The following is a 9,686-nucleotide window of genomic DNA, read 5'->3' as shown; positions in this document are numbered from 1 at the left end:
TCCAATCAACACCCACCGGGGAACCCTCCCCGACGGGCAAGGCGTTCCTCCGCTTTCTCTCGAGGAAAATGCCATGCGTAATATCTACCAAGACGTGACTGACAAAATTGTTGCCGCGTTAGACCAAGGCGTAGCGCCCTGGATCAAACCCTGGTCCTCAAATGGCTCAACTGACGTCGCTCATCACCAGCCCTATCCCATCAACGCCATCACGCAGCGCCCCTATTCGGGCATCAATTTACCGTTGCTCTGGGCCGAGGCCCGATTGCAGGGGTTCACTCAAGATCGTTGGCTAACCTTCAACCAAGCCAAAAAAGCCGGCGGGCACATCCGGAAGGGTGAGCACAGCACCCTGGCAGTGCTCTACAAACCGATGGAACACGAGGAACAGACCGAATCAGGCCAACCCGTACTTGATGAGAACGGTCAGCCCAAGGTCGCTCACTTTGGCATTCTCAGGACGCATCTTCTGTTCAACATCGAGCAAACGGAAGGGCTCGAAACGCTCAACGAAACCGTGCTCGAGACGGAGCCGAGCGATCCCTTCCTCCCCAACGGCGCTGCGGAAAATCTGCTGTTAAGTTCGGGTGCACAGATCGTTCATCGATCTGCCGACGAAGCCTTTTACCACCCGATCAGGGATCTCATCCAACTGCCGACAAAAGCACAATTTCACGATGAAGGTGGGTACTACGCCACCGCACTGCATGAGCTGACGCACTGGACCGGGCATCACGCTCGGTTACAGCGCGAAGGCGTGACGTCAGCCTATCCCTACGGCTCACCAGGCTACGCGTTTGAAGAGTTGATCGCCGAAATGGGCGCTGCGTTTTTATGTGCCTATACCGGCATACAGGGAGAGCTTCGGCACGAGGGCTACATTGACTCCTGGCTCGGCCTGCTCAAGGCTGACAAACGTGCGATCTTCCGCGCAAGTGGCCACGCCCGCAGCGCCTCGGAGTATGTACTCAACCTGGAGCAGCAACTGAAGCAGGCGGTCTTGGATGACTCGCCTTGCATGAACGATGGAGCTTGATCGTTATCTCACCACTGCAAACGCTTCACAGGGCCCAACGCGAGTTGAGCCCTTTTTATGCTCAGAAGAAAGGCTCCATGCCGCGGGACCCTGACGCAAAGAACAAGAGAGGCGCGCACACCAGCAGCTTGTCATTCCGTATCCAGGATCTGCGCCAGAAAATCCACTAGTTCGAGGGGACTCCGGCTGTCGATCACCTTGTAGATCAGATCGCGCTTACTGCGCGGCAACTTCTTGACCACGCTCTTCGCCGAGGCTCTGACGGCTTCGTCTGTCCCATGGATACGTGCCGCAAGCAGCAGCACCAGCGTGGCGTCAGTCAGATTCATGGCAAACCCCGAGAAAATTCGCACCGCAGTGTACCGACTCTTTTCTTTTCCGTACTAGCCCCCAAAAAAATGATGCCTAGGAGTATCCATATTCCGATTGCCGCACAAAGGGACACGAGCCAAAAGGACGGGTAAGGGTTGAAAGGGAATGGGCACTCAAGGGTAAGAGCGCTATCCGAAAAGGCTAAAAAGCCAATGACCCAGCCACTTCCCGGAGGTCACGATGCTCAGTCTGTTTCGCCACAAAAGGCAGAAGCCCCCTCCGCCACCGACCGTCAACGTCGCCGAAGGTTACCTGTCCATCGAGTCAGCCCATACCCTCTTAGCAGTGGAGCACCGCCGTCAGTTGCTCGATCGCATCTGGCAATACACCGCCCTCTCCCACGTCCAATTCACCCAGCTCTACTTAAATCCGATCCATCGCTACGCCGAACAGGTCCAGCAACTCCCGGCCAGCGAGACGCACCACCATGCGTATCTCGGTGGCATGCTCGACCATGGCCTGGAGCTGGTCGCTTGCAGTTTGAAACTACGTCAGTCGTATCTACTGCCCACCGGCGCCGCGCCTGAAGAACAAGCCGCCCAGACCGATGCCTGGTCGGCTGGAATCGCTTATGGCGCCCTGCTGCATGACATCGGCAAGATCGCCGTGGACGTGCTGGTCGAACGCCAGGATGGCCGTGTTTGGCATCCTTGGCAGGGCTCCCTGGATCAGCCCTACCGTTTTCGTTACATCAAGGGTCGTGACTACCACCTGCACGGTGCCGCCGCTGGCTTACTCTACACCCAGATTCTGGACCGCCCGATCTTAGACTGGCTCAGTGGATTTCCTCAACTCTGGGCCAGCCTGCTGTATGTCCTGGCCGGCCAGTACGAACGTGCCGGCGTGCTCGGTGAGTTGGTCATTCAAGCCGACCGCGTCTCCACAGCACAAAACATCGGGGGCAACCCAAACAAGGCGCTACAAGCGCCGATTCATTCGTTGCAACACCATTTGATCAGCGGACTGCGTCATCTGGTTCAACACGAGCTGAAACTCAACCAGCCGGGTGCCGCGGCATGGCTGACCCAGGACGCACTGTGGCTGGTCAGTAAGACGGTCACGGACAAGCTGCGAGCCTATTTGCTGTCGCAATCGATTGAGGGCATTCCTTCATCCAACCTCGCGGTGTTCGACGAGCTGCAATCGCATGGATTGGTTGAGTCTACGCCGGAAGGCAAAGCCATCTGGACTGCGCTAGTGGTTCAGGGAAATTGGCAGCAGAGTTTCACCTTTCTGCGCCTTCAACCCGCACTGATTTGGGGGAACGAAGACCGGCCCGAGGCTTTCAGTGGAACGGTGAGCATTGCAGCCCATGACCACTCAACTGACACCCAGATACCAACACCAGTGCCTGAGGCAGCCAGTGCAGGATCAGCTCAAAGCCAACCGCAGCCGGATACCATGGTACTAGAGGATGTCGATTACCTCGGCACGCTGCTGGACATGTTCGAATTGATAGACCCTGAGACCAGCAATGCGCCGGCAGAAAGTACTCTCGAAACCTCAACGCCTCCATCGGATAACCCAGGCCAGGCATTCCTGAATTGGGTCAAGGAAGGCATCCTGAGCCATAAGTTGATCATCAATGACAGCAAGGCCAAAATCCACACGGTGAGTGGCAGCGTATTTCTGGTCACGCCTGGTCTCTTCCAACGTTATGTCCAGGAGTTTCCTGGCATCGCCAAGAGGGTCGATCAAGAGATTAACGAATGGCGTTGGGTACAGAAGCAGTTCGAGAAACTGAAGGTCCACAGGAAGCGAGACAACGGCCTGAACATCTGGGTATGCCAAGTGCAGGGCCCTAGGAAGAGAACCACCTTGAAGGGGTACTTGATTGAGGATCCGAAGCAATTTTTTGAATTGATACCACCCGATAACCCTTTTCTTAAAATCGAAACAGATTAATTTCCGTGGTGCTCAATGGCTGTCATTAATCCCTTTGTTTTCTCGACCTGCATAATTTCAATACCTGTTTGACCCTACGGGTAAAAACCAGTACGTCCCTCGTCCCCTGCATCTCCAACAAACTCAATAGGTTTAAGCAATTCACGCGCGATCTGCTTCAGATCCTGATTTTCAAGAATGATGATCTGGCCCGGGCCGGACCAATTTGCAAGCCAGCTATAGAAGCGGTCAGTTACCGTGAGGACTGCAACATCTCGCTGCTCCTTACTTTTGGGGTCTGCATAAGACTTTAAAGGCGAGTCAATGACGACGAATCCGAGATGCGGGTACCCCTTTTCTATAGCATGAGCCATTACGGCAACGGTTAGCGCTGCCAAGAAAATGGATCGTTTACCTGCACCAAAATCAAGGCGTGCACGACCGTTAATGGTGAGGTCGCATACATTCGCATCTAGCAATACAGAATCGATCAGTTCAAAACCCCAGGCATGCAAATACTCCTTTGCAAGCGAAGCTACATCTCTGGCGGCATCGCCGACATTACGCTCGAGACGCGTTTGCTTGCCGCCTTTGAATTTTGACAGGCGTTCAATTTCGGCGACTAGGTGGCTTTCCTCTTCGAATCTAGCTAGATACTCAGAAAGTTCACTGCGACGTAAGGCTAGAGACTTAGGATCCCCGCTGAACTCCTGATGCGTTGATGCTGAACGTTTACGCTCTTCTTGTTCCAACTGTTTAAGGCTTTCGCTCCACTCTCGGCTTTGGGCATCAATCTCCGAAACGCGTTGGAGCTCCCGTTTCAGGGCATCAGCCAATCCGTGACGTAAAACAGAGATCTTTTCCAGCTCCACCTTCAGGGCTCGTCTGTAGAGATCTTGATTGCCTTGAATAAGCTGTCGTTGATCGGTTTGCACTCCAGGCGGAGCGCAGCACAAGGGGCATGGCACCTCAGTTAGCGCTTGAAACATAGACACACCCTCCCAGGTTGCGCCTAGCCGCTCACTATCACTACGATACTTTTCATCGAGCAACTCAAAACGGTCGGCCATGGCTCGACTGTGCTCACGTTTGGATCGAGCATCGATCAGTTGTCTTTCGACACGATAAATCTGCTCACGAACATCACGCAGATGCGACGCCCGCTCATCATAACGTTGTGTCATGGCACCTAAAACGCTATCTACCCTTTCAAGAGCATCGACTATCTCGTCACGGCTCTGATCGGATGGCAGTTCCGATCGCACTCGTTTTAGGCTTTCTTCGGCTCCTAATACTTTCCCAACAATCTGTTGTTTTTCCGCATTTGACTTGGTCAGCTCAATCGCAGCGTCATCGCTGCCAGTGATGAACATGTGGAATGCTGCAATACGCTGAGTCGCCGATACCACCTGGCCACTAGTCGGGTCTTCACTGATCATGTTCGGCTGCGATAGAAGAAACCAGTGACGTAAATCCCCGCCCGTTACAAATCCCTTTTTTGCACGAGATCGAAGTAAAAGCTTGCCAGCAGCACCCGACATTTTTACAAGAAAATCACCTATATCTTCTTCAAGCTCCTCACGAGCATGCGCACCGTCCACCGCTAATGTAAGTGAGCTCAGCCTTGTCTCCCCTCCAGCTAATGCGCGGCGAATTTCATACAACTGCCCATCACCGTCCAGCTGCAAGGTAAGGGTGTCGTATCCGGTTGCCTGAGGGATTTTCTTGGGGTTTTTCTCGCCACCAAGGAGTACCCATAAACAGTCGCGAATGTAGGACTTACCCGTGTCGCTTGGCCCGCGAACGAGTGTTGCTGGAAACTTAAAATCAATGAGCGCGTCTGGCTTTCCCGGTCCGGATGCCTTCAGCTGAATAAGCGCGACAGCCATGTCTACAATAGCCTCCTTACGGTATCAAGTTCGGCACCCCACAGGTGCCCTTTTTCAGCGAACTCACTCTGCAACGCGCTTGACTCTTTTGCTCCGAATCGAGTTGCAACCCATCTGCATCTAGTCTCGAGCTCTCGCCAGTACTTTGATGATAGGGAGCCAACCATCGTGAAGCTGCTTGGCCCAGCCACATAGGTCATACCTCGATCATCCAGTACAACATCGACCAAGCCACGTGTGCTCATCAGGTACAAACCCTGCTCGATTCGCTCACGTCTGCTGAACAACTCGGCGTTACGAAAGGGTACTGGAGTATGAAGACTATCGGGCCCTCCGACGTCGCTCGAGTACACAATTGCATAATCCAATAACACCAATTTTTGGAGATCAGCGCCTTCAGGTCGAAGTGCTGACAGCAGGTAAACCATCCTTAGCCCCAGTTCAAAAGGGGTATTGAACAGTTCGGGTTGCTTCCTTGATTTTATCGAACCCATTTTAAGTGCTTGTCATTAACTAAGTGATGGCATGTGCCCGGCAAATCTCCGCCCCGAAGTCGAGGATGCAGAGCACTATCTGTGAGAGCGACGCTACTAACTGCACCTATGGCTGCATCATGGCGCTCCAGCCCCGTTTTTAAACTTGGGCTGTACACCTTTAGCTTGATCCCTTTTCTAACCATATCGAGAAGTTTTGCGAACTCGTCCTCAAGGTAAATATCGCGGCTAAACCGTTTTAGCCCTTCCGCAGAGTAAAAAGTCTCGCGAGCAGCAGCAAAATGGTCGTTGTAAATTTCTGAGTCGAGAACATCCTTCAATGCTATTGGCGTACCATCGAGTTCACCATACACATTAAGGAGCTCAGTCACATACACCATCTCGTATGCTTGAGCTTCATTCGGCACTTCGGGATCGTCACCGCGTTCAGGCTCGATGCCGAATAGCTTGTAGTGGGCGGAGGAATCTTGCTCGTGCCATGCGAGGAGGTCATGAACCAAGTACTCTTCGAAACGGCTGAAATCGAACGCGATCACGAACGCCTCCATCTCTGGAGTCAGCTTCGCCTTCTCAGGCCCTAGGCCTTGGGAACCCGACCTCCATGCGGCAAGAAACGTTTCGCGAAGCTTTTGAGGGTCAGCCAGCAAATCATGAAGATCAGGCCCTGCATTAAGAGGGGCACAAAAATAATACTTACGAGGAACCGGGTAACTTTTCGACAGTAAATGACCAAGAAATTTAGCTATTTCCGGAAAGGCTTCACTGGGCGTCAATCGATCTTTATAGTGTTTTGCTTGAAAAAGGTCCCAACCATCAGCCACAAGCGCACCCTGGAAGCGCGCTTCCACATCCCGTCCTTTGTCATTGGCATTACCCAGCCGCTTAACCTGAAAATACCTTCCGCCATACCGGCACGCATCCTCGATAAAAAGCTCCCATTCTTTATCCGATATATGCATCAGATACACTGAGGGAGGGACTGCTCCGCGCTTGACGACGAGTTGATTTGGGGCCGGTTTCTTGGGCATGAGGAGCTTCGGCAATATTCTTTTTCGGCGTTGCGCCCACGTGGCGGGCATGCAACATACTTGTGCTTCCACTATGCCATATTGCCATTCAATGAAACACATCGGGCTTGCTTGAGTGGAGTCGATTGTCAATGCTCTCCTTAGGCTCACGCCGCTTAGAATTAGAAAGCCCCGAAAACTGCCACGTGAACGCCTTACCCCATACCGTCGGTACTCGGTACCGCGGACCAGCTTGTGAATCACCAGCATGTTCGGATGAAGTGAAAACTAAAGGCTACATTTGGTAGTTAGCATCCTGTCGCGACCGGTATCTCGGCCACAAGCGGGCTCCCACCTGTAGCACTGACAGGTGTAGATCAGCAGAGACAAGGCTGTGCTCCCATTACACTCCCTCAGACGTCGAAGCCAACTAGATCCAGAATATCCGTGGGAGTAAATGTGGGAGTATTTTTTCAGACATGAAAAAGCCCAACCGGTGAAGATTGGGCTAAGTCATTGAATTATATGGTCGGGACGGAGTGATTCGAACACTCGACCCCTAGCACCCCATACATAGGGTCGCTGAATGTTCAAAATTTATCCATCTGCCATGCCTGCCGGATGAATAAAAAACCCGGCGCGAGGCCGGGTTAACCACTCTCTCCAGGACACAGCCCCCAAATGAGAGGGATGGAGAGCTGACAAGAGAGTGCGGGGACGAGATATTGCCAAATGGTGGCATTCTGCGCAACAGAAGTCTATCTCTGTCCCTCTCCAACATTTCATGTAACTCGTGAACCCCACGCATTCAGAAGCTCGTGCAAGATGCACTTAAACAAGCGGCAACATCCGTTGTCACCGCTCGAAGACAGTACCTCAGAGTGAGCCTAAGGCAGTGCAAACGATCCGTGCAGTAACGTCGAAATTCTCCAGAGTGAGCAGATCGATTGGCGAACGCCCCTTCAGTCGCTCATGAGGCTCACAGACGGTCCGATAAAGCCTCCACGCATCGACATCCGGAAACCGCGCTAAGGCAGCAAGTATCAATTTGTGCCGCAGTGGGTCAAGCTGCCAATCGGGAATGCGCTGACCGCGATTCCCCAGGCTCAGGGATAGCAGGCGCCGAGCCTTGATATCGCGGTTGATCTGATCTCGGGATTTGCCTGCTAGTTTGGCGAAGACAAGCAGCGGCAAATTATTCGAAGCTTCATAGGTGGCTAGCATCTCGGCGCGCTGACGTTGTATCTCAGATACTTGGGGTTCGCGCAGCTGTTCAGTCTGCGCTGAAGCAGGTAGGACAGGTGAATACTGAGCCGCGTTAAGGACCGGTTCGTTGCTTACGGATTTTTTAGAGGCTGGAACCGTCGTCGCTGGGAAGCCACTGCTGTACAGAACGGCGTTTGCGTTCGCGCTTTCCAACGAAGGTAACGAAGCTGCGCCCTCTAAACGAATAGTAAGCGGAGAGCTTGCCGCCTTCAGCTGACCCTGCCCCCAAAGATCAAGACGGTTCGCCCAATCCTGCATCATGGTTCGACGCTGCTCCACGTATTCCGCGTGATTGTAGGCCGCACTCACCTTATCCGGATCAGCATGAGAAAGCTGAGCGTCCACCCACACCTTTGGATACCCGATCTCGTTCAGCGCCGTCGAGATCGTCGCCCTCATCCCGTGGCCAGTGAGTTGATCGGCATACCCCATCCGACGTAACGCGCCATTCAGCGTGTTCTCACTGATACGCTTGCTCAGGTCGCTTCGATGCGCAAACAAGTAGCGCTGCGCGGGAACAACCTGGTCCAGCAAGTGACGCACAATCTCCAGAGCCTGAACCGACAGCGGCACGATATAAGGCGGTACATTTTGGGTCTGCTTACCTGGCTTCCGCATCGCTAGCTGGAGTTGTTTCACCACTTCCGCCGGTATGACCCACAAGCGCTTCTCCAGATCGAACTGGTCGGGTGTTGCCAACCGTAATTCGCCCGTGCGGACACCGGTCAGCAGCAACAACCGAAGGCCAAGCCGAGTTTGGCTGGCGCCACCGTAGTTTCGAAGAGCAGCCATCAATGCCGGGAGCTCGTCCATACGAAGAAATGGATTGTGCGTAACCGGAGGTTTGGGAAGTGCAACCACATCAAGGTCTGAAGCTGGGTTGTGCTCCAGCCCCTCGATCTTCACCAGTGCATAACGGAACAATTGGTTGAACCAAGTCCGGCATTTTTCGGCGGTTGTTAAGGCCTTGCGCTGTTCGATCCTGCTCAATAAATCCAACAGATCGTGACGATTGATATCGTAGATGGACCGCCCGCCCAGGGTGGGCAGGACGTCTTTATTGAAGATTCGCAAGATCTGCGAGAGCGTGCTCTGGCGCCCTTCCTTCAGGCTCAGCCTGCGGAACTCTACCCATTGATTGAACACGGCCTCGAAGGTGTGCTCTGCCGCAAAACGAACAGCACGACGCTGCTGTTTACGGTGCTCATAGGGATTGATGCCTTGGGCGACCAAGGCGCGAGCCTCATCACGTCGGACACGGGCTTCTTTAAGGCTGATTTGCGGATAACTACCGAGAGACATGCGTTTCTGCACGCCCGCCCAGTAATATCTGAAACGCCAGATTTTCCCGCCGCGGGCCGTCACGTTGAGCGCAAGCCCACCCGTGTCGCCTATCGTGTAGTCATTGCCGGTGATTCGGGCTTGCCGAACGGTCGTATCCGAGAGTGCCATAGCGAGCTCCTGAACAGAGTCAGGGCCAGATGCTCGTCTCGCTATCCAAGCTGCTCCAGCAAAAAACCGATTCAGTGCACATCCAAATCCAAGATCCTCATTCGGGACTTAAATCGGGACTTAAAAGCACTGGATGGAGCTGGATTTCAGTGGTTCCCGCCGGAACGAAAAAAGGGCCTAAAGGCCCTGATTTCAATTACTTACAGAATTCAGTGGAACTCTGTAGCGCAATATTTGGAGCGGGAAACGAGACTCGAACTCGCGACCCCGACCTTGGCAAGGTCGT

The 9,686-nt window shown here is 53.5% G+C and carries 7 protein-coding genes; 3 read left to right on the top strand and 4 right to left on the bottom strand.

Annotated features, from left to right (window positions below):
- Positions 1-73 precede the first annotated feature (73 nt).
- Positions 74-1,036, top strand: coding sequence for a zincin-like metallopeptidase domain-containing protein (locus E4P00_RS20655; protein WP_248132946.1), 963 nt, complete (start codon positions 74-76; stop codon positions 1,034-1,036).
- A 131-nt stretch (positions 1,037-1,167) separates the two neighbouring features.
- On the opposite strand, the gene E4P00_RS20650 is transcribed toward E4P00_RS20655, so the two are convergent.
- The gene (locus E4P00_RS20650) at positions 1,168-1,365 is read right to left on the bottom strand and encodes a hypothetical protein (protein ID WP_248132803.1); all 198 of its coding nucleotides are present in this window, start codon (positions 1,363-1,365) and stop codon (positions 1,168-1,170) included.
- 223 nt (positions 1,366-1,588) lie between these two features.
- Between E4P00_RS20650 and mobH the strand changes: the two genes are divergently transcribed.
- Positions 1,589-3,313: a MobH family relaxase gene (mobH, locus tag E4P00_RS20645; protein WP_248132801.1), complete on the top strand. Its 1,725-nt coding sequence runs from the start codon at positions 1,589-1,591 to the stop codon at positions 3,311-3,313.
- A 74-nt stretch (positions 3,314-3,387) separates the two neighbouring features.
- Here mobH and E4P00_RS20640 read toward each other — a convergent pair whose 3' ends face one another.
- The 3 genes from E4P00_RS20640 to E4P00_RS20630 form a co-directional block, all read right to left on the bottom strand.
- Positions 3,388-5,181 carry a hypothetical protein gene (locus E4P00_RS20640; RefSeq protein ID WP_005786998.1) on the bottom strand — a complete coding sequence of 598 codons (1,794 nt, stop codon included), beginning with the start codon at positions 5,179-5,181 and terminating at the stop codon, positions 3,388-3,390.
- 481 nt (positions 5,182-5,662) lie between these two features.
- Entirely contained in the window at positions 5,663-6,835 is a 1,173-nt protein-coding gene (locus tag E4P00_RS20635) for an ABC-three component system protein (RefSeq protein WP_248132799.1), read from the bottom strand.
- Positions 6,836-7,558: 723 nt separating this feature from the next.
- Positions 7,559-9,400, bottom strand: coding sequence for an integrase arm-type DNA-binding domain-containing protein (locus E4P00_RS20630; RefSeq protein WP_248132797.1), 1,842 nt, complete (start codon positions 9,398-9,400; stop codon positions 7,559-7,561).
- A gap of 29 nt (positions 9,401-9,429) precedes the next feature.
- On the opposite strand from E4P00_RS20630, the gene E4P00_RS20625 reads away from it, so the two are divergent.
- A partial coding sequence (locus E4P00_RS20625) for a hypothetical protein (RefSeq protein WP_248132795.1) occupies positions 9,430-9,686 on the top strand: 257 nt, incomplete at its 3' end.

This window comes from Pseudomonas sp. B329 (genome assembly GCF_023127835.1).
Taxonomy (GTDB): Bacteria; Pseudomonadota; Gammaproteobacteria; order Pseudomonadales; family Pseudomonadaceae; genus Aquipseudomonas; species Aquipseudomonas synxantha_A.
The sequence above is the reverse complement of the archived record's forward strand: the minus strand, read 5'-3'. Positions and strand labels throughout refer to the sequence as shown.